This window comes from Kribbella sandramycini, from assembly GCF_013131805.1.
GTDB classification, from domain to species: domain Bacteria; phylum Actinomycetota; class Actinomycetes; order Propionibacteriales; family Kribbellaceae; genus Kribbella; species Kribbella sandramycini.
The window spans coordinates 1457479-1475424 of record NZ_JABJRC010000001.1; the positions used below are offsets into that span (position 1 = coordinate 1457479).

General features: G+C 69.1%; 22 protein-coding genes and 1 tRNA gene. 9 read left to right on the plus strand and 14 right to left on the minus strand.

Annotated elements, in window-relative coordinates:
• Positions 1-6: 6 nt before the first annotated feature.
• On the plus strand, positions 7-246 hold the full coding sequence (locus HPO96_RS06475; RefSeq protein WP_171671828.1) for a hypothetical protein: 240 nt from the start codon (positions 7-9) through the stop codon (positions 244-246).
• A 115-nt stretch (positions 247-361) separates the two neighbouring features.
• Here the strand turns inward: HPO96_RS06475 and HPO96_RS38955 are convergent, their stop codons facing one another.
• Complete coding sequence (locus tag HPO96_RS38955) at positions 362-490, minus strand: hypothetical protein (protein ID WP_272954513.1); 129 nt, start codon at positions 488-490, stop codon at positions 362-364.
• Between the two features lie 212 nt (positions 491-702).
• Here HPO96_RS38955 and HPO96_RS06480 point away from each other — a divergent pair, with 212 nt between their 5' ends.
• Entirely contained in the window at positions 703-1254 is a 552-nt protein-coding gene (locus HPO96_RS06480; RefSeq protein WP_171671829.1) for a DUF6817 domain-containing protein, read from the plus strand.
• Positions 1255-1267: 13 nt separating this feature from the next.
• Here the strand turns inward: HPO96_RS06480 and HPO96_RS06485 are convergent, their stop codons facing one another.
• From HPO96_RS06485 to HPO96_RS06510, 6 genes are read right to left on the minus strand one after another with little or no spacing between them, the layout of a single operon-like run.
• Complete coding sequence (locus HPO96_RS06485) at positions 1268-1669, minus strand: hypothetical protein (protein WP_171671831.1); 402 nt, start codon at positions 1667-1669, stop codon at positions 1268-1270.
• Positions 1670-1711: 42 nt separating this feature from the next.
• A complete protein-coding gene (locus tag HPO96_RS06490) occupies positions 1712-2434 on the minus strand; it encodes a PIG-L deacetylase family protein (RefSeq protein ID WP_171671833.1) in 723 nt (240 codons plus the stop codon).
• A 9-nt stretch (positions 2435-2443) separates the two neighbouring features.
• The gene (locus HPO96_RS06495) at positions 2444-3751 is read right to left on the minus strand and encodes a D-arabinono-1,4-lactone oxidase (RefSeq protein WP_171671834.1); all 1308 of its coding nucleotides are present in this window, start codon (positions 3749-3751) and stop codon (positions 2444-2446) included.
• On the minus strand, positions 3748-4905 hold the full coding sequence (locus HPO96_RS06500) for an amino acid deaminase/aldolase (protein WP_171671836.1): 1158 nt from the start codon (positions 4903-4905) through the stop codon (positions 3748-3750). The genes HPO96_RS06495 and HPO96_RS06500 overlap by 4 nt, the downstream gene beginning before the upstream one ends.
• A gap of 53 nt (positions 4906-4958) precedes the next feature.
• A complete protein-coding gene (gene dapC / locus HPO96_RS06505; protein ID WP_171672425.1) occupies positions 4959-6059 on the minus strand; it encodes a succinyldiaminopimelate transaminase in 1101 nt (366 codons plus the stop codon).
• A gap of 17 nt (positions 6060-6076) precedes the next feature.
• Entirely contained in the window at positions 6077-6547 is a 471-nt protein-coding gene (locus HPO96_RS06510) for a MarR family winged helix-turn-helix transcriptional regulator (protein WP_171671837.1), read from the minus strand.
• Positions 6548-6633: 86 nt separating this feature from the next.
• Here HPO96_RS06510 and HPO96_RS06515 point away from each other — a divergent pair, with 86 nt between their 5' ends.
• Together HPO96_RS06515 and HPO96_RS06520 are read left to right on the plus strand one after the other, a co-directional pair.
• Positions 6634-7011, plus strand: coding sequence for a DoxX family protein (locus HPO96_RS06515; RefSeq protein ID WP_171671839.1), 378 nt, complete (start codon positions 6634-6636; stop codon positions 7009-7011).
• Between the two features lie 21 nt (positions 7012-7032).
• Positions 7033-8106 (plus strand): FAD-dependent oxidoreductase, encoded by a 1074-nt coding sequence (locus tag HPO96_RS06520; protein ID WP_171671841.1) that lies wholly within the window; start codon positions 7033-7035, stop codon positions 8104-8106.
• Here the strand turns inward: HPO96_RS06520 and HPO96_RS06525 are convergent.
• The 6 genes from HPO96_RS06525 to HPO96_RS06550 form a co-directional block, all read right to left on the minus strand.
• Positions 8097-8435, minus strand: a complete 339-nt coding sequence (locus HPO96_RS06525) for a GroES family chaperonin (protein WP_425551743.1) — start codon at positions 8433-8435, stop codon at positions 8097-8099. The genes HPO96_RS06520 and HPO96_RS06525 overlap by 10 nt on opposite strands.
• The gene (locus HPO96_RS38960; RefSeq protein WP_171671842.1) at positions 8432-8695 is read right to left on the minus strand and encodes a DUF3618 domain-containing protein; all 264 of its coding nucleotides are present in this window, start codon (positions 8693-8695) and stop codon (positions 8432-8434) included. Before HPO96_RS38960 ends, HPO96_RS06525 begins: the two co-directional genes overlap by 4 nt.
• 68 nt (positions 8696-8763) lie before the next feature.
• Positions 8764-9807, minus strand: coding sequence for a glucose 1-dehydrogenase (locus HPO96_RS06535; protein ID WP_171671844.1), 1044 nt, complete (start codon positions 9805-9807; stop codon positions 8764-8766).
• 4 nt (positions 9808-9811) lie between these two features.
• Entirely contained in the window at positions 9812-10654 is an 843-nt protein-coding gene (locus HPO96_RS06540) for a transglutaminase family protein (RefSeq protein ID WP_171671846.1), read from the minus strand.
• Positions 10651-11595, minus strand: a complete 945-nt coding sequence (locus tag HPO96_RS06545; RefSeq protein WP_171671848.1) for an alpha-E domain-containing protein — start codon at positions 11593-11595, stop codon at positions 10651-10653. Before HPO96_RS06545 ends, HPO96_RS06540 begins: the two co-directional genes overlap by 4 nt.
• Before the next feature lie 16 nt (positions 11596-11611).
• Positions 11612-13195 carry a circularly permuted type 2 ATP-grasp protein gene (locus HPO96_RS06550; protein ID WP_171671850.1) on the minus strand — a complete coding sequence of 528 codons (1584 nt, stop codon included), beginning with the start codon at positions 13193-13195 and terminating at the stop codon, positions 11612-11614.
• Between the two features lie 155 nt (positions 13196-13350).
• Between HPO96_RS06550 and bcp the strand changes: the two genes are divergently transcribed.
• The 3 genes from bcp to HPO96_RS06565 all read left to right on the plus strand — a co-directional run bounded on the left by bcp (position 13351) and on the right by HPO96_RS06565 (position 15878).
• Complete coding sequence (bcp, locus tag HPO96_RS06555; RefSeq protein ID WP_171671851.1) at positions 13351-13818, plus strand: thioredoxin-dependent thiol peroxidase; 468 nt, start codon at positions 13351-13353, stop codon at positions 13816-13818.
• 267 nt (positions 13819-14085) lie between these two features.
• Positions 14086-15747, plus strand: coding sequence for a VWA domain-containing protein (locus HPO96_RS06560; protein WP_171671853.1), 1662 nt, complete (start codon positions 14086-14088; stop codon positions 15745-15747).
• 47 nt (positions 15748-15794) lie between these two features.
• Positions 15795-15878 (plus strand) — tRNA-Leu (locus HPO96_RS06565).
• 10 nt (positions 15879-15888) lie between these two features.
• Here HPO96_RS06565 and HPO96_RS06570 read toward each other — a convergent pair.
• Entirely contained in the window at positions 15889-17133 is a 1245-nt protein-coding gene (locus tag HPO96_RS06570; protein ID WP_171671855.1) for an FAD-dependent oxidoreductase, read from the minus strand.
• A gap of 80 nt (positions 17134-17213) precedes the next feature.
• Between HPO96_RS06570 and HPO96_RS06575 the strand changes: the two genes are divergently transcribed.
• Together HPO96_RS06575 and HPO96_RS06580 are read left to right on the plus strand one after the other, a co-directional pair.
• A complete protein-coding gene (locus HPO96_RS06575; RefSeq protein ID WP_171671857.1) occupies positions 17214-17555 on the plus strand; it encodes a metalloregulator ArsR/SmtB family transcription factor in 342 nt (113 codons plus the stop codon).
• Positions 17548-17940 carry an arsenate reductase ArsC gene (locus HPO96_RS06580; RefSeq protein WP_171671858.1) on the plus strand — a complete coding sequence of 131 codons (393 nt, stop codon included), beginning with the start codon at positions 17548-17550 and terminating at the stop codon, positions 17938-17940. Before HPO96_RS06575 ends, HPO96_RS06580 begins: the two co-directional genes overlap by 8 nt.
• Positions 17941-17946 lie beyond the last annotated feature (6 nt).

Below are 17946 nucleotides of genomic sequence, written 5' to 3' on the forward strand. Positions count from 1 at the left end.
ACTCTTTTGAAGTTTCGTCAAGCGATTACTGCTGTCACGACCTTGGCCGCGACCGTCGGGCTCGGCGCGCTCGCCGCGCTGCCGGCTGAAGCCGCGCCCCGATGGAGCCGCGTCGACTGGGGTATGGGCGGCGCCAGCTGTCACTACATGGGTCACGTGTGGACGACCGAGCGCGGCGCCGACGCGTACCGCTGTGACCAGGTGGCCGACGGTACCCACGAGCTGTGGGTGCTGGTCGACCGCTGAGCCGGCCCGCCCGGAGCTCAGACACTCACCAACTGCTGGTGTGCGTGGCGACGCGCCGTAGCCAACGGCGTGTCGCCGGGCCGATCCGCAGTTGGTGAGTGGGGGCGGTTCGGGGTCAGCGGTTGGCTGCGGGGGCCGGGGCTGGGGTGAGGGCGGCGTCGAGGCGGGTGGTGAGGGTGATGGTGAGGATGGTGAGGAGGGCCAGGGCGGCGATGAGGGTCCAGCGGGCCGACGCGTTGCTCATGGGAAGAGTTTGGGGTGCTGGGGCGGTGGGACGGAACGGGGTTTCGGTGGAATCAGGGGTGGGTCCGGGGTGCGGGTCAGGGAAACGAGGGATGAAGCGGGTGTGACCGAATCGGCACGCCGGGGTGGTGGGCGGGGAGTGCGGATTGACCTTACGGTTGGTGCCTGGGCCGGTCCGTGGGCCCTGGCCGCTCCGCGTCGAGAAGAGGTCAGATGAGCACTTTCCAGGACTTGGGTTCGTTGCTGCTGGTCCGCGGGGCCGATGAGATCGAGCACGCCGGCGGCAGCCTGTATGTGCACCTGCACCGGGTGGCCAAGCGGCTGGCCGGGCTGGGCGCGTCGGAGACGCTGGTGCTGGCCGGGCTGGGGCACGCGGCGTACGGGACGGACGGGTTCCCGACCCATCTGTTCGACTGGCAGACCGAGCGGCCGGTGCTCGAGTCGGTGATCGGGGCGGACGCCGAAGCGCTCGTCTACGCGTACGGCGCGACCGACCGGGAGACCAGCTGGCGCGATCTGGCCGAGCATCGGACAATCGCCGACCGGTTCACCGGGACGTCGGAGGAGCTCGGCTCGGCCGCGCTGCGCGACCTCGTCGACCTCACGATCGTGAACGAGCTCGACGTCCTCGATCACGCCCCGAGCCTGCAGGCCAAGCTGCGGCCGTTCCTGCAGGAGCAGATCCCGCGGTGGCAGTCGCTCGCCTCACCCGCGGTGCTCGCCGAGGCGCAGCGCGTGCTGCAGCTCGGCGCACCTGCCGCGTAGGACAGCTCCTCGCCTAAGGCAGTTCTTCGGCCGCCTTCAACGACGGCGGGTTCGGCTGCGGACGCCGCGGCTCGCGGTCGCCGGCCGGGTCGCCCGGGCCCAGGGGTGAGATCCAGGTCCGGACGAGCGTCCGACCGCGCCGGCTCAGCCGATGCAGGTCGACGCGCTCGACCTGCGCAGCCGGGATGCCGAGCTGCGCCAGGCTGCGCTGCGCCTTCTCGTACGCCTGGTCGTGTTTGCGCGGCGACGTCCGATGCGCGAGGACGATAGCGAGCGACCCGTCCGGCAGGTTGTCGACGCGCTGCAGGCGCAGGGCCCGGTCCAGCGCGAACGACTTCAGCGACAGCTCGAGGTATTCGGGATCGGTGAGTCGACGGACCGGCTTGGCATGAGCGATCACTTCGTACCTGGACATGTCTCGATCATCCGTCGCCGGCCGCCGACCTTCAAGGAACCGCTAGACCGTGAAGACCTCGAAGCGCGTCCCGTACTTCGTCCCCAGCGCCGCGCCGGTCGGCCGGGAGACCCCTTCGAGGAACTCCTCCGGGTCGAAATGCGGCCAGTTCAGCCCGTCGATATAGGCCTTGTGCGCCTTCAGCGAATCCACGCCGACCGCGAAGGTGTCGGTGGTGTCGACAGCGTGCCGCGAGTTCGGCGAGCCGGCCGCCCAGACCTGTTTCACCCCGCCCCACTTCTCCCCCGCATCCGGGAAGATCCACCGGTTGGCGGCGTCCCGGACGGCGTCCAGCGTGGCCCGCCCGGTAGCGATGTGATCGGCCTGGTTGAGTACGACGTCGCCGTCCCAGGTGTCACGGAAGTTGTTGGTCAGCACGATCTCGGGCCGGTGCCGGCGGATCACCTCGGCGATCGCGCGCCGCAGCGGTACGCCGTACTCGATCGTGCCGTCCGGCTGACCGAGGAACTCGACCGCCGACACCCCCACGATCCGCGACGACTCGATCTGCTCCGCCTCGCGCAGCGGCCCGGACTCCGCCGGCGCGAGCCCGTCGATCCCGGCCTCACCCGAGGTCAGCAGGCAGTACACGATCTCCTTGCCCTGCGCCGTCCAGCGCGCGATCGCCGCCGCGCAGCCGAACTCCAGGTCGTCCGGATGCGCGACCACGGCCAGCGCCTTCTGCCAGTCCTCGTCGACTGTTTGCAGCCCCTCCACAGCATTCATACCGCGAATTTACTGGCCGAAGACCCGCCGCGTGTAGGGGTTGCCGAACACGCGCCCCGGGTCGACCCGATCGCGCACCGCGAGGAAGTCGTCGAACCGCGGGTAGACCGCGCGCAGCTCGTCGGCGCCGAGGGTGTGCAGCTTCCCCCAGTGCGGCCGGCCCTGGTAGTCGGCGACGATCCGCTCGAAGGCCTGGAAGTACGCGTCGTGCGCCATCCGGTGGTACTGGTGAATGGCGACGTACGCCGTCTCCCGCCCGGACGCCGTCGACAGCCAGATGTCGTCGGCGGCCGCGACCCGGACCTCGATCGGGAACGGGATGTGGATGCCTGAGGCATCGATCCAGGCCCGCAGCCGCTGGATCACCTCGACCACGTGCGCGCGCGGGACGGCGTACTCCGACTCCCGGAAGACCACGTTGCGTTCGGAGCAGAAGACCTTGTGCGAGGAGTCGATGTATTCGCGCGCGGACAGCGCCCGGGAGGCCAGCTTGTTGATCCGCGGGACGAGCCCCGGACGCCGCTGGGCGAGCCGGTTGGTCAGCTCGAAGACCTTGTTCGACAGCAACTCGTCGTCGATCCAGCCGCGGACCGCGCCGACCGGGGCGGGCCGGACGCCGGGCGCGACCCGGTTGTTGCGTTTGGTCAGCGCGACGTCGGTGTGCGGGAACCAGTAGAACTCGAAGTGATCGTTGCCGTCGGCAAGCTCATCGAACCCGGCCAGCACCTCGGCGAGCGGTAGCGGCATCTCCTGCGCGCGGAGCAGGAACGCCGGGACCGTGCGCAGCGTCAGCGAGCTGATCACGCCGAGCGCGCCGACCGAGACCCGCGCGGCGGCGAAGACATCGGCGTTCTCCTCCGCGGAACAGTGCAGCACGGAGCCGTCCGCGGTGACCAGGTCGAGCGCGGCGATCTGCGTGGCGAGGCCGCCGAGGCGCGCGCCGGTGCCGTGCGTGCCGGTCGAGATCGCGCCGGAGATCGTCTGCTTGTCGATGTCGCCGAGGTTCTCCAGGGCGAGATCGAAGGCGTGGATGCCGGCGTTCAGCTTGCGCAGCCCGGTGCCCGCGCCGACCGTGACCAGGCCGGATGCCTGATCGGCCGAGGTGATCGCCGACAGCCCGTCGAGCTGGATCATCGTCTGCTCAGGCGCGGCGCACCCGGTGAACGAGTGGCCGGAGCCGACCGCCTTGAGTTTCTTACCCTGCTCGGCCGCCGCCTTGACCGCCGCCGCCAGCTCGTCGACGGACGACGGCCGCAGCACCTCGATCCCGGTCGCCGTCTCGGTGCCGGCCCAGTTCCGCCAGGTGGTGGTCGTCATCCGAAGTTCTTCCCCTCACCTCGGTACGTCGCCAGCTCGGTCAGCTCGGCGCCGTCGATCGCGTGCACGGTGTCGAATCGCTCGAACATCTCGCCCGCCTTCGCGTAGCGCATCCAGACCCGATCGCCGAGCCGCAGCCCATCGGCGGCGCCGCCGACGACCGGCGTTTGCACCTCCCCGGCCCCTTCGGTCCCCAGCAGCTTCAGACCGGCGGGCCATGCGGGCAGCGGCAGCCGCGACTTCTTCGCCGGCCCCGACGCGACGTACCCGCCGCCGAACAGCGTCGCGATCTTCGGTGCGGGCCGCCGGACGACGTCGAGCGCGTAGGCGACCGCGGGCTCGGGCTGGAAGATGTCGTACTTGTCGAAGAGTGTCGGTCCGTAGAGGCCGGAGCCGGCGGTGACCTCGGTGACGGCCGGGTCGGCGCTGCTGATCTCGAGGCTGCCGGTGCCGCCGCTGTTCACGATCCGGAGCGCGGCGAACTGCTTGACCGCGTCGACGACGGCGCCGCGGCGGTCGGCGAGCTCGGCCGCGGACCGGCGCTTCACCCAGCGGACAGCGGGTGAGGTGTCGGGGAGCCCGGCGATCTGGGCCTCGTAGAACATCACGCCGGTCAGCTCGAAGGCGTCGTTCGCGACGACCTGGCGCGCGAGCGTGACGACGTCCGCGGGGGTGCGGAGCGGCGACCGGCGGACGCCGAGATGCTGGCCGAAGAGCCGGAGCGAGGCGTCGACGTCCAGGCAGACCTGGATCTTCGCGCCGCCGCCACCGGTGACGCTGCGCACGAAGGCGAGGTGTTCGGGTGAGTCGATCATCAGCGTGATCTTCGCGGCCGCCTCGGGATCGGCGGCGAGCGCGCGCAGCGCGGTGCGATTCACGGTCGGATAGCCGAGCAGGATGTCGTCGACGCCGTTCTGCGCGAGCCAGAGCGCCTCGGCGAGCGAATACCCCATGACGCCGTGGAAGCCGGGCCGCTCGAGCGCGGCCGCGAGCAGCGGCCGGCAGCGGACCGACTTCGAGGCGACGCGGATCGGCGTACCGGCCGCCCGGCGGACCAGGTCGTCGGCGTTCCGGCGGAAGGCGGCCAGGTCGACCACCGCGTACGGCGTCTCGACCGCCGCCGTCAGCCGTGCGTACCGCTCGAACTCACCCATAACGGGAGTGTAGGCGAAGGAATACTGAAAGGTAATACATCTTTTGCGGTGAACTACGGGGTGAGGCGTTTGGCCGCAGCCTCGATGCGCTCGTCGGTCGCGGTGAGCGCGACCCGGATGTGGTGGGTGGCCCCTGGGTTGTAGAAGGTGCCCGGCGCGGCCAGGATGCCGTACTCAGCCAGAGTGCCCAGCTGCGTGTACGCCTCATCCGTGGGGTGGTCTGCCCAAAGGTAGAGGCCGCCGTTCGACAGGGTGATGTTCCAGCCGGCTGCCGTGAGCGCGTCGCGGAGCAGAGTACGGCGACGCAGGTAGCGCTCGCGCTGTTCGTCGACATGGACGTCGTCCGCGAACGCTGCGGCCATAGCGGCCTGAATCGGGCTCGGAACCATCAGACCGGCGTGTTTGCGGACTGCGAGCAGCTCCGCGACCACAGTCTCGTCGCCGACCACGAAACCGCCCCGGTAGCCCGCAAGGTTCGACCGCTTGGACAGCGAGTGCACTGCGAGCAGGTTGTCGAAGCTGCCGCCGCACACCGACGGGTGCAGAACCGAGACCGGCTTCTCGTCCCAACCGAACTCGGCATAGCACTCGTCACTGACCAGCAGGACGTCGTTCGCGCGGGCCCACTCGACTGCGCGCCGCAGGTCGTCGGCCGAGGTGATCTCACCGGACGGGTTGCGGGGCGAGTTCAGATAGGCGATCCGGACCGGACCGTCGTAGGCCGTCGGGTCGGTCACCGGGACACTAGTGGCCCGGGTCAGCGCCGCACCGGCCTCGTACGTCGGGTACGCCAGATCCGGGATCAGCACGGTGTCACCGGCGCCCACCCCGAGCAGGGTCGGCAGCATCATGATCAGCTCTTTGGTACCGATCACCGGCAGCACTGCGGACTTCGGGTCCACATCCACCACGTCGAGCCGCCGGGCGAGCCAGTCGACCGCAGACTGCCGGGCGGACGCCGTACCGAGGGTGGTCGGGTACGCCGGGGCGTTCGCCGCGTCTGCCAGCGCCTTCTGCACCAGAGCGGGCACCGGGTCGACCGGACTGCCGACCGACAGGTCGACGATGCCGTCCGGATGCTCAGCCGCCTTCTGCTTATAGGGGGCGAGCTTGTCCCACGGGAAGTCCGGCAGCCGTTTGGAGGTCTCGAAGATCACCTGTCCATTGTTGCTCAGCAGGACTTGTCCGGATCGACGCGGGCCAGGATCTGGTCAGCGACAACCCGCAACTGAGCCAGCTGCTCCGGAGTGAGCGCGTCGATGACGTACTCGCGCACCGCGGCCACATGGCCGGGCGCAGCGGTCTCAAGGAACGCGAAACCGGCGTCCGTCAGGGTGGCGACCGTGATGCGGCCGTCGTCCTCAGCTGGACGACGCTCCACGAACCCGCGGCTCTCCAGCCGCTTCACCACATGCGACAAGCGCGACAACGAGCCGTTGGCCCAGCCGGCCAGGTCGCTCATCCGGCGCGAGCGCCCCTCGGACTCGGACAGGCCGGCCAGGACGAGGTACTCGAAGTGAGTGAGCCCGGAGTCCCGCTGGAGCTGGCTGTCGAGCGCTCCGGGCAGCTTGAACATCAGGCCGGCCAGCGACAACCACGCCGCCAGCTCGTCCGGGGAAAGCCACTTCGGATCCGCCGCCATGAGGACAGTCTACCGCGTTGCTTGACGCTTCAAGTGATGGCCTCTACGGTTGGGTTGAAACATCAACTCATCACCGAGAGTGGGCCATGAACGTCTTTCTGTGGATCCTGGCCGGAGTACTGGCCGCCTTCTTCCTGGCCGCCGGTCTCGGCAAGGTCGGCCGGCCGTACGACAAGGTGCGCGCGAACCCGAACATGAAGTGGGTCGAAGACTTCTCCCCCGGTCAACTGAAACTGCTCGGCACGGCGGAGCTGCTCGGAGCGCTCGGCCTGATCCTGCCCGCCGCTCTCGACATCGCGCCGATCCTGACGCCGCTCGCGGCCTCCGGTCTGGCTGTCATCATGATCGGCGCGATCGTCACGCACGCGCGCCGCAAGGAGAACCAGCCGATCGTGCTGAACGCGATCGTCCTGGTGGTCGCGCTCGTCGTCGCGATCTTCCGGTTCGGCCCGAACAGCTTCTGATCCCTGCGCAATACTCGATGGATGACGTACGACGTAGCGGTGGTCGGCGCCGGAGCGATGGGATCGGCAGCCGCCCGGGCGCTGGCCGCCGCTGGCCGTGAGGTCGTCGTCCTGGAGCAGTACCCGCTCGGCCACGACCGCGGCGGCTCGCACGGCGGCACGCGGCTTTTCCGCCCGGCCGCGGACGACGCCGAGCTCGCTGCGATCACCGAGCAGGCCCGTCCGCTGTGGCGCGAACTGGAGGCGGAGTCCGGCGAGACACTGTTCGAAGTGACCGGTGGCATCGACTTCAACGTCACAGCCGCGACTGTTGAGACCTTCCGCGCTCTGCACGCGACAACAGGTGAGGTGCTGACCGCCGCGGAGGCCTCCGAGCGCTGGGCCGGCTTCCGCTTCAGCACGCCAGTCCTGCATCAACCCGGTTCCGGCCGGCTGTACGCCGATCGAACCGTCAAAGCGCTGCAGACCGTGGCGGCTCGGCTGGGCGCCGAGTTCCGCGGGCAGTCACCGGTAGCGGGGCTGCGGCGCCACAACGGCCTGGTTGAGCTCGACGTACCGGGTGGTGCGGTCAGAGCAGCGCAGGTCGTCGTGACGGCCGGCTGCTGGGCGCCGAGGCTTCTGGGCGGTCTGGTGGCGCTGCCGCCGTTCCGGGTCAGCCAGGAGCAGCCACGCTTCTTCGCACCTGTGTCACCAGAGCTGGTCTGGCCGAGCTTCGTGGACCAGAGCGTCAGCAGCTATGGCCTCTTCGAGGAGGGCTCGGGTGTGAAAGTCGGTCTGCATGCGACTGGGCCGACAGTCGACCCGGATACCCGCGACTTCCAGGTCGAGCCCGAGCGGGACGCCGAGCTGATCAGGTACGTCGAGTCCACATTCCCCGGCCTGGACACCGGGCGGACGACGGCCAACAGCTGCCTCTACGACAACACGCCGTCGGGGGCCTTTGTCATCGACCGCTCCGGGCCCATCACCGTCGCTGCGGGGTTCTGCGGCTCCGGGTTCAAGTTCGTACCGCTGGTGGGCCAGTACGTGCGTGATCTGGTGACCGGCGCCGCCGGTGTACCGGAGCGATTCCGGCTGAGCTCACATCAGAGGTAGAGGCCGGTCTGGCCGTCCTCCAGGCGGTTGGCGGCGACGGCGTGCAGGTCGCGCTCGCGCAGCAGGATGTAGTCGTCACCGCGGACCTCTACCTCGGCCCGGTCCTCCGGGTCGAACAACACGCGGTCGTCGACCTCTACGGTCCGGACGTTGGCGCCGATCGCGACGACCTTGGCCCAAGCCAGCCGGCGGCCCATCTGGGCGGTGGCGGGGATCAGGATGCCCGCTGACGACTTGCGCTCACCTTCGGCCTCCACCGAGACCAGGACGCGGTCGTGCAGCATCCGGACCGGCAGCTTGTCGTCGGCCAGCTTCTTGCGAGAGGTCACCGGCGTCCCACCAGCTTGCGGATCAGCAGCAGGACGGCGAGCCCACCGGCGACCGCACCGGCCACGGCGACGATCTTCTGGGTGCGCAGCTGGCCGGTCTCGTCGAAAACCTGAGCCTTGGCCTGCTCCACCTGGCGCATCGCGACATTCTTCGGGTGCGCACGGTCGACCAGCTCGTCCACGGTCGAGGCCAACCGCGCCCGCGTGGCGGCGATGTCCGCCTCGATCTGCTCGGCAGTCCGAGCCTTCGTGTCCGACACTTGTCGTCGCTCCCTTCGCTGCGTAGAGCACCGCCCGGGTGGGCAATGCCCCACCCCATCCTCGCAGGTCAGCTCCGCAAGTCCACGACCACCTTGATGTCATCCGGCTCACGGACCAGTGCGGCTGTCCAGTCGGACAGCGGAACCGTTCGGGTGATCAGACGCCGCAGCCACGCCGGGTCGGCCATTTGGAGCACGTCGACGGCGTCCGCATAGTGCCGCTTACCTGCGTTGACCGCACCGACCACTGCGACGTTGCGCACGACGAGCTGACGGATCAGCGCGTCCAGCTGCACCTCGATGGACGCCGGGCCGGGCGAGATGCCCACCAGGCACATCACCCCAGCGGGCCCCAGCAGCTTCGCGCAGTCGTAGACGACCTGCCCGGCGCCGGTTGCCTCGATCACGACGTCCGGGACGACGGTCAGCTCAGTCAGGTCGCTGAGATACGTCGCGTCGAGTGCGCGGACCAGATCGGGTTTGAGCCCGTCCTTCATCCGGTCGAGGACGTGGACGTCGTACCCGCGCAGTCTGCCGATCATGGCGGCCAGGAGCCCGATCGGCCCGGCACCGGTGATCAGCACGTGCTCCGGGCCGTACCAGGCTCGGCGTCCGACCAGCTCGATCTGCTCCCAGGCTTTGGTGAGCACGCTGGCCGGCTCGACCAGGATGCCGAGCTCGCCGAGCTCCGCGGGGATGGGGACGGCGAAGTACGGGTCGACTCGCCAGCGTTCGGCGCCGTACCCGTCCATCTCCTTGATGCCGCGCTCGGTGTAGCGGAAGTTGCGGCAGAAATCCCACTCACCGCGTGCACAGGCCGGACAGGGCTCGGGGTCAGGCCTACGGACCACGCCGGCGACCAGATCGCCCGGTGCGAAGCCGGAGCCCTGTGGGGCCTCCAGAACACGGCCGAGCGACTCATGGCCGATCACCAACTGGTCCGCCCCAGGCCGTCCGCTACCGAAGACTCCTTCGACCAGCTCGAGGTCTGTGCCGCAGATGCCGGTCAGCAGCCCTTCGACAAGGATCGAGCCGTCGCTCTCGGGTGGTTCGGGGATTTCGCCCAGTGTTGCCGAGTTGGCCCGCCCTGGCGTGACGGTCATGGCCCGCATGGGTTCAGGCTAACCGGGTCATATCGACCGTCACCTCGATCGCCGTCGCCGCGCCACCGGAGTAGATGCCCTTCAGCGGGGACACATCGCCGTAGTCGCGACCAGTGGCAACCCACACGTGCCGGTGGCCGATCGGAATGTCGTTGGTCGGGTCGAAACCCCACCAGTCACCGGTCCAGGCCTCGATCCACGCATGGCTCTCGCCGACGACCGTCTCACCCACCGCGGCACCGGGTTTGGTGTGGAGGTAGCCGGAGACGTAGCGGCCCGGGATACCGACCGAACGCAGCATGGCCAGCGTCAGATGCGCATAGTCCTGGCAGACGCCCTCACCGGCCTGCCAGGCATCCACAGCGGACGAGTGGACGCCCGTCGTACCGCGTTGGTACTTGAGCGTGTCGTGCACCCACTTGGAGACAGCGAGCACGGTCTCCTGTGGCGTGTGCCCTTTGCGCAGCTCCCGCGCCACTGCGGCCAGCTCGCGATGTTTCGGCACGTACGCCGTCCATTCGAGGTACTCCGCGTACGTGTCGAGGGACTCCGGCGACTTCACGTCGGCCCAGCTCGCATCGACAGCCGGCGGCGCCTGCTCGCTCGTCTCGACCACGGACGCCGCTACGACCTTCAGCTCGGTGTGCGGAGTGAAGAGGTCGAACGCGTTGACCTCTGTCCCCCAGTAGTCGGTGTACTTGTAGGCCCTCGACGCCGGGACGGTCTCGAGGCGCGCGACCATCAGGTTCTGCCGGTCGTCGCTGCGCGGAGTCAGCCGAGCCTCGTTGTAGGACTGCGAGACCGCGCCCTCGTACCGGTAGCCGGTCGTGTGCACGACCCGGAGCCGCCACTTCACAGGTTCACCTCCGCGTTGTTCCACTCGATCCAGGGCACCGCGTGGAAGTACTGCCGCGACACTGCCTCGCCGACCTCGCGCACCGTGGTCTGCAGAGCCTGCAGGCGACCGGTGAGGTTGTCCAGCAGCTCAGCGGGCCGCAGGAACTCCAGATCGCTGCGTGCCTTGCCCAGCAGCCGGGACGCCTCGGCTCCCGCGCCGATGCGGGCGGACGGGCCATGGTCCAGCTCCTCCAGACACGTCTCGGCCTGTAGCAGCGCGTGGAACGCCGACCGCGGGAACAGCCGGTCGAGGAGCAGGAACTGCACGACCCGGGACGCATCGAGCGCACCGCGATACGTCCGCAGGTACGTGTCGTGGGCGCCCGCGGAACGCAGTACCGTCACCCAGCCGGGGGACGTCGGCTTGTCACCGACGCGGGACATCAGCAGCCGCACGATCATGTCGACGCGCTCGATCGACCGCCCTAGGACCAGGAACCGCCAGCCGTCGTCCCGGCTCATTGTGGAGTCGGCCAGACCGGCGAACATCGCAGCCCGGTCCTCCACGAAGGTCAGGAAGCCATGCGGACCCATCCGGCGCGCAGCGCGCTGCCGCTCGGGCACGGCGTTCCAGGTGGCGTTGATGCACTGCCAGAGCTCGCTGGAGACCACCTCCCGGGCGACGCGGGTGTTCTCGCGGGCGCTGGAGATCGACGAGACGATCGATCCGGTCTCCGGTGACATGGCGACCAGCTCCGTCAGGCCCCACACATCGAGCGGCGTACCGTCCGGCGGAGTGATCCCGAGGACGTGCAGCAGGGTCCGGCTGGCCGTGTCGGCGTCGACTGACGCGTCTTCGAGCAGCTGATGGACGGACACGTCGAGAATCCGCGCGGTGTCGTCCGCGCGTTCGACGTACCGGCCGATCCAGTACAGCGACTCGGCGTTGCGTGCGAGCATCGTCAGCACCTCCCCATCACTGTTGCTGCTGCTGTTGGGCGACGTTCAGTTCGGGACCGTGCTCAGGTGTGGACGCCTCGTCGGCCGCTGCCGCCGCACCGAGCCCGGAGCCGCTCAGCTCAGCCACACCGGACGCACGGGGTGCCAGAACCCAGGTGTCCTTGGAGCCGCCGCCCTGGGACGAGTTGACGATCAGACTGCCCTCAGGGATCGCCACTCGGGTCAGACCGCCGGGTAGTACGAACACAGAGTCGCCGTCGTTGACTGCAAACGGCCGCAGGTCGACATGCCGCGGCTGCAGCCGCTCACCCACCTTGGTCGGCACAGTCGACAGCTGGACGACAGGCTGCGCGATCCAGCCGCGCGGATTGGCCTTGATACGCCGCCGCTGGGCCTGGAGCTCTTTGGGCGAGGCATCTGGTCCGAAGACGATGCCGTAGCCACCAGAGCCTTCCACCGGCTTCGTGACGAGCTCGTCGAGCCGGTCCAGCACTTCGGTCTGTTCTGACGGCAGCCAACACCGGTACGTGTCGACGTTCGGCAGCAGCGGCGTTTCACCGAGGTAGTACTTCAGGATCTCCGGCAGGTAGGTGTAGATCAGCTTGTCGTCACCTACGCCGTTTCCGATCGCGTTGGCGATCACCACGTTGCCGGCACGCGCTGCGTTGACCAGACCGGCCACACCGAGCACGGAGTCCGGCACGAAGTGCACCGGGTCGAGGAAGTCGTCGTCGATCCGCCGGTAGATCACATCGACGCGCTGCTCGCCCTCAGTGGTCCGCAGATAGATGACGTTGTTGCGGGCGAACAGGTCGCGTCCTTCGACCAGCTCGACGCCCATCTGTCGTGCGAGCAGCGAGTGCTCGAAGTAGGCCGAGTTGTAGACGCCCGGCGTCAGTACGACGACGTTCGGGTCGGTGGCGCCGGAGGGCGCGGCTGCCCGCAGAGAGCGGAGCAGATGGACGGCGTAGTCCCCCACTGGCCGCACTCGATGCTTGGCGAACAGGTCCGGGAACACGCGCGCCATCGTGCGGCGGTTCTCCATGACGTACGACACGCCGGACGGACTACGCAGGTTGTCCTCCAGCACCCGGAAGTCGCCCTGCTCGTCCCGCACGACGTCGATGCCGGCGACGTGGATCCGGACGCCGTTCGGCGGCGCGATACCGGCCGCCTGCCGGTGGAAGTGCTCGCACGAGGTGATCAGCCGGCGTGGCAGTACGCCGTCCGCCACGATCTGCTGCCCGCCGTAGATGTCAGCCAGGAACGCCTCCAGCGCACGGACCCGCTGCACGATCCCGCGCTCCAGCCGCGACCACTCCGAGGCTGTGATGACGCGCGGCACCAGATCGAGCGGGAACGGCCGCTCCTGGCCGGAGAGGCTGAACGTGATGCCCTGGTCGACCAGAGCGCGGTCCAGCGCCTCGGAGCGCGTCGTCAGGTCGCCTGGGCGCAGTGGGCTCAGCGAGTCGTGCAGCCGCTTGTACGCCGTCCGGACTCCGTCGACGGGATCGAACATCTCGTCGTACGCGCCGGCGTGCGGACGGCGTGGGTTCAGGTACCCGGCGAACAGCTCCGCGGGGCGGGTTGCGCGGCTCATCCCCGTCCTCGCTTCGCTCCGGGCGTGGATGAGGGGGCGCTGTGTTGAATGATGACCTCGCTCCGCTCGCTCATGTCCGCATCTTCACCCACCGGCGGCCCGCGCGCACCTGAAACGTAGGATTGGTCGCAGTTCACTCGAATCTGGAGGACCTGATGTCCGAACGTCTTTCCGTCGGCGACACCGCACCTGATTTCGCCCTCCAGGATGCCGACGGCAACGAGGTCGCGCTGAAGAGCCTGCGCGGCAAGAACGTGATCGTGTACTTCTACCCGGCCGCGATGACGCCGGGCTGCACGAAGCAGGCCTGCGACTTCCGCGACTCGCTCGACTCGCTGCAGGCCGCGGGGTACGCCGTCCTCGGCATCTCCCCCGACAAGCCGGAGAAGCTGGCCAAGTTCCGCGACCGCGACGGCGTGACGTTCCCGCTGCTCAGCGACCCGGGCAAGGACGTGCTGACGGCGTACGGCGCGTTCGGCGAGAAGACGATGTACGGCAAGAAGGTGACCGGCGTGATCCGGTCGACGTTCGTCGTCGATCCGGACGGCAAGGTCGCGGTCGCGCAGTACAACGTGAAGGCCACCGGGCACGTCGCCAAACTCCGCCGCGACCTGGGGCTCTGACGGAGGGAAACCTTCGACCGTTTCATGCAAGCGGTCCAGGGAGCGGGCAAAGCGGTGTGAGTTGGATCACACCGCGAGTTGAGCGATCCGCAGTGACGACGTCACCGACGGTGAGATTTTCCGCTTTCCTGTGAAGCAGCAGTACTGGCAAGCGCTTTGCGGTCTTCCGGAGGCCCCGTTTCGGTTCGTGGCGAACTTCGCCCTGACCAGCCGAAACCGGATACTCTGCGCGCGCAGTCAGCCTCTGGGAGGGAGGGACCTGCCGCGATGGGAAAACATTCCTCTGCGGTCACGCGAAGTAACAAGAGCAGCAGCACCAACCGCCGGCCCGTGTACATCACCGCGGTCGGACTACTGGTGCTCGCCATCGGCGGTGTGTTCGTGGTCCGCTCCTTCGGGTCGGAGTCCGGCGCCGACGGTTTCCTCGGCGGCAAGGCCTGTGACGACCCCGCCCAGGTCTCGCTGAGCACCACACCCGAGGTGCAGGGCCCGCTGGAGGCCGCGGCGAAGTCGCTGTCGGCCAAGGGCGGCGAGAACGGCATCCCGTGCCTGCAGTTCACGATCACCGCCGCCTCGGCGTCCCGCGTGGCAAGAGACATCCAGAGCGGTAGCGACAACCGGCCCGACCTGTGGATCCCCGACTCGTCGCTGTGGGTCTCCCAGGCCGACGACGGCGAGTCCGTGCCGACCGTCGCCGTCCCGTCGATCGCCAGCTCGCCGCTGGTACTCGCGGGCCTCAGCGCGAACTTCGCCGACACCTCGTCCTGGCTGGGCACCTTCGCGGGCGCCGAGCCCGCGCTGCTCGACCCGCTGAACACCTCGGCGGGCGCGCTGGCGCTGCTCGCCGTCCAGTCCGAGCGGCAGAAGACGTCGACGTCGAACAACGACGTCGCCCAGGTCGTCGTCCCGCTCGCGCAGCGGCTCGGCTCGATGCCGAAGCCGTACACCGACGCCGGCGTCGTCCTCAGCCGCGCGGCGCGCGAGGGCAGCAAGGTCATCGTCCCGGTCTCGGAGCAGGGCTTCGTGAAGTTCCAGGAGGAGCACCCGGAGAGCCTGACCAAGGCCGTCATCCCGAGCACCGGCACCCTGGCGCTGGACTACCCGATCGTCGTCACCGCCAAGACCGACACCACGAAGGCCACCGACGCCGCCAAGGCGCTCGCCTCCGAGGTGATCAGCGACGCCTTCACCAAGGAGCTCGACAAGACCGGCCTGCGGGTGCCGAGCCTCACCCCGCTGACCGGCGGCCGCGGCGTCGGCGACGTCCAGCAGCTCCCGAAGCCGAACGCCGACGGCATCAACACCGCCCTCGGCAACTGGAGCCGGCTGTCGCTGTCGACCCACTCGCTCGCGGTCATCGACGTCTCCGGCTCGATGGCGGAGAAGGTCGGCAACAAGACCCGCATGCAGCTGACCATCGAGGCGGCCGGCGGCGGCCTGCAGATGTTCCCCAACGAGGCCGCCCTGGGCCTGTGGACCTTCTCCACCAAGATCGGCCGCGACGGCGCCGACTTCAAGGAGCTGGTCCCGATCCGGACCCTGTCGCCGAACCAGCGGCAGAAGATCCTGAACAACCTCAAGGCCCAGCGCCCGACCCCGAACGGCGGCACCGGTCTCTACGACACCGCCATCGCCGCCGTCCGCGCCGTCCGCCAGCAGTACCAGTCGGATGCCGTCAACTCGATCCTGCTGTTCACCGACGGCAAGAACGACGACCCCGGCAGCCCCAGCCTCGAGGACACCATCCGCGCCCTCGAAGGCCTCCGCGACCCGGCCCGCCCGGTCCGCATCATCGCCATCGGCATGGGCCCCGACGCCAACCCCGAAGAACTCCGCCGCCTCGCCCAAGCCACCGGCGGCCAGTCCTACGTGGCCGAAGACCCCAGCGACCTCAAAGCCGTCTTCGTAGACGCCCTCCAAAGCCGCTGACCCACCCCGCTCCCCTAGGATGTCGCCTAGGGGAGCCCCTCCCCCCAGCCAGAGTGGTGGAACGGCAGACACGCCGGCTTTAGGTGCCGGTGCCCCCGGGCGTGCGGGTTCAAATCCCGTCTCTGGTACCAAACGGCGCGGTCAGTTGCAGCAGTTGGCGACGGGCAGGTTCGAGGAGCAGACGCCGGTTTCGGGTAGGGCCAGGTGGACGGCGCGGGCGGCGGGCCAGTCGCCGGCGAGGGCGGCGACGACCGAGCGGGCTTGTTCGTAGCCGGTGGCGAGCAGGAAGGTGGGGGCTCGGCCGTAGGACTTGGCGCCGATGGCGTAGTAGCCGGGCTCGGGGTGGGTGAGTTCGTCGACGCCGTGCGGCGGCACCGTTCCGCAGGAGTGCTGGTTCGGGTCGATGAGTGGGGCGAGGGCGCGGGTCGAGCCGAGGATGGGGTCGAGGTCGAGGCGTAGTTCGCTGACGATGTCGTGGTCGGGGCGGAAGCCGGTCGAGTTGACGACGGTGTCGACGGTCAGGTGGGTGTCGCCTGCGCTGAGTTGGACGCCGTCCGCGGTGGCGGTCAGCTGGTCGGTGCGGAAGTTGCCGACGAGGGTGATGCGGCCGGAGTCCACCAGCTGCTTGAGGCGGGTGCCGAGTGCGCCGCGGGCGGGGAGTTCGTCGGCCGCACCACCGCCGTAGGTGCGGGCCTGGTCGGCGCCGCGGACGACCCAGTACACCTCGGTGCCTGGTACGTCGGCGGCCAGCTCGCCCAGCTCCAGCAGGGTGGTCGACGCGGAGTGGCCGGCGCCGACGACCGCCGTACGACGTCCGGCGTACCGGTCGCGGTCGCGGCCGCGGACGTCGGGGAGGGCGGGTGCAATGTGGTCGACGGCGAGGGTCTCGCCGCGGGCGGGGATGCCGGAGCCACCCAGCACGTTCGGACGACGCCAGGTGCCGGAGGCGTCGATGACTGAGGCGGCGAGTAGCTCGGTGCCGTCGGTGAGGCGGATCAGGAAGGGTGCGTGCTCGCGACCGGCGGTGCGGACCCGGTCGAACCCGACGCGGGTGACTGCTGCGACCTCGGCGTCATACCGGATCCGGCCGGACAGCTGCGGGGTCTTGGTCAGCGGTTCGAGGTAGGCGTCGATCAGGTCACCGCCGGTCGGCAGCTTGCCCAGCTCTGGTTCTGCCCAGCCGCCGGCGGACTCGAGTAGCCGCCGGGCCGCGGGGTCGATGTCGTAGCGCCACGGGCTGAACAGCCGCACGTGCCGCCACTCGTCGACCGCCGCCGCGACACTCGCACCCGATTCCAGCACCAAGAAGTCGAGCCCGCGCTCGGCCAGCTGCGCAGCCGCCGCCAGACCAACCGGCCCAGCACCGATCACCACCACAGTCCGCATGATCACTCCACTGTCTAGACGTTCATCTAATTAACGCCACCCACCTTGCATCTTGATTAGATGGAAGTCAAGATAGACATGTGTCGAAACAAGAGTGCTGTACGCCGATCTCGGTGGCACCGCTCGCGGCGGAGGCTGCGGGGGTCGGGGCCGGGGTTTTCAAGGCGTTGGGTGATCCGGTGCGGTTGCGGCTGATGTCGATCATTGCGTCCGCCGAAGGGGAGGTGTGCGTGTGTGACATCACCCCGCACTTCGACGTCTCCGGGCCGACCATTTCGCACCATCTGAAGGTGTTGCGCGAGGCCGGGCTGGTCGACTGCGAGCGCCGCGGGACGTGGGTCTACTACTGGCCAATCCCGGCGCGGCTGGAGTGGATCGCCAGCCTGCTTGCCGTTCCCGCAACCAACCAACGCCATGCCTGAGGTCCTCTTCGTCTGCGTACACAACGCCGGCCGCTCTCAGATGGCCGCGGCCCTCCTCGACCACCACGCCGCCGGCCGCGTCGTCGTCCGCTCCGCCGGCTCCCAGCCCGCCGACCAGCTCAACCCCGCGGTCGTCGAGGCCATGGCCGAGCTCGGCCTGGACATCTCCAAGGAGTTCCCCAAGCCGCTGACCGAGGACGCCGTACAGGCCGCCGACGTCGTCATCACCATGGGCTGCGGCGACGAATGCCCTTATTTTCCAGGCAAGCGCTACCTCGACTGGAAACTCGACGACCCGGCCGGCCAAGGCCTGGACGCCGTCCGCCCGATCCGGGACGAGATCGACACCCGCGTCCGCGCCCTTCTCGACGAGCTACTCGGATAGGCCGGC

Bases quoted from the DNA above. Each gene is read 5' to 3' on its own strand.
- HPO96_RS06550 (WP_171671850.1), bottom strand. From the start codon at position 13,195: ATGAGCCGCGCAACCCGCCCCGCGGAGCTGTTCGCCGGGTACCTGAAC.
- bcp (WP_171671851.1), top strand. From the start codon at position 13,351: ATGTCCGAACGTCTTTCCGTCGGCGACACCGCACCTGATTTCGCCCTC.
- HPO96_RS06535 (WP_171671844.1), bottom strand. From the start codon at position 9,807: ATGCGGGCCATGACCGTCACGCCAGGGCGGGCCAACTCGGCAACACTG.
- HPO96_RS38955 (WP_272954513.1), bottom strand. From the start codon at position 490: ATGAGCAACGCGTCGGCCCGCTGGACCCTCATCGCCGCCCTGGCCCTC.
- HPO96_RS06510 (WP_171671837.1), bottom strand. From the start codon at position 6,547: ATGGCGGCGGATCCGAAGTGGCTTTCCCCGGACGAGCTGGCGGCGTGG.
- HPO96_RS06560 (WP_171671853.1), top strand. From the start codon at position 14,086: ATGGGAAAACATTCCTCTGCGGTCACGCGAAGTAACAAGAGCAGCAGC.
- HPO96_RS06485 (WP_171671831.1), bottom strand. From the start codon at position 1,669: ATGTCCAGGTACGAAGTGATCGCTCATGCCAAGCCGGTCCGTCGACTC.
- HPO96_RS06480 (WP_171671829.1), top strand. From the start codon at position 703: ATGAGCACTTTCCAGGACTTGGGTTCGTTGCTGCTGGTCCGCGGGGCC.
- HPO96_RS06520 (WP_171671841.1), top strand. From the start codon at position 7,033: ATGACGTACGACGTAGCGGTGGTCGGCGCCGGAGCGATGGGATCGGCA.
- HPO96_RS06500 (WP_171671836.1), bottom strand. From the start codon at position 4,905: ATGGGTGAGTTCGAGCGGTACGCACGGCTGACGGCGGCGGTCGAGACG.
- HPO96_RS06545 (WP_171671848.1), bottom strand. From the start codon at position 11,595: ATGCTCGCACGCAACGCCGAGTCGCTGTACTGGATCGGCCGGTACGTC.
- HPO96_RS06515 (WP_171671839.1), top strand. From the start codon at position 6,634: ATGAACGTCTTTCTGTGGATCCTGGCCGGAGTACTGGCCGCCTTCTTC.
- HPO96_RS06495 (WP_171671834.1), bottom strand. From the start codon at position 3,751: ATGACGACCACCACCTGGCGGAACTGGGCCGGCACCGAGACGGCGACC.
- HPO96_RS06490 (WP_171671833.1), bottom strand. From the start codon at position 2,434: ATGAATGCTGTGGAGGGGCTGCAAACAGTCGACGAGGACTGGCAGAAG.
- HPO96_RS06580 (WP_171671858.1), top strand. From the start codon at position 17,548: ATGCCTGAGGTCCTCTTCGTCTGCGTACACAACGCCGGCCGCTCTCAG.
- HPO96_RS06570 (WP_171671855.1), bottom strand. From the start codon at position 17,133: ATGCGGACTGTGGTGGTGATCGGTGCTGGGCCGGTTGGTCTGGCGGCG.